The following is a 453-nucleotide window of genomic DNA, read 5'->3' as shown; positions in this document are numbered from 1 at the left end:
CGGGACCTGACGGACAACGTGAACTCGATGGCGTCGAACCTGACGTCGCAGGTGCGCAACATCGCCTCGGTCACCACGGCGGTGGCGAAGGGCGACCTGTCGCAGAAGATCACCGTGGACGCCCGGGGCGAGATCCTGGAGCTGAAGTCGACGGTGAACACGATGGTGGATCAGCTGTCGTCGTTCGCCGACGAGGTGACGCGGGTGGCCCGCGAGGTGGGTACGGAGGGCAAGCTGGGCGGTCAGGCCCAGGTGCGGGGCGTCGCCGGCACCTGGCGGGACCTGACGGACAACGTCAACTCGATGGCGTCGAACCTCACCGCCCAGGTCCGCAACATCGCCCAGGTCTCGACGGCCGTGGCGAAGGGCGACCTGTCGCAGAAGATCACCGTGGACGCCCGGGGCGAGATCCTGGAGCTGAAGTCGACGGTGAACACGATGGTGGATCAGCTG

General features: G+C 67.1%; 1 protein-coding gene. It reads left to right on the top strand.

Annotation, left to right across the window (positions count from 1 at the left end; translation table 11 throughout):
* Positions 1–453 (top strand): HAMP domain-containing protein (locus ACGFIG_RS10145; RefSeq protein WP_393001136.1); only part of this gene is annotated, 453 nt, incomplete at both ends.

Origin of the sequence: Micromonospora sp. NPDC049048 (assembly GCF_043197615.1) — a bacterium.
Taxonomy (GTDB): Bacteria; Actinomycetota; Actinomycetes; order Mycobacteriales; family Micromonosporaceae; genus Micromonospora.
The sequence above is the reverse complement of the archived record's forward strand: the minus strand, read 5'-3'. Positions and strand labels throughout refer to the sequence as shown.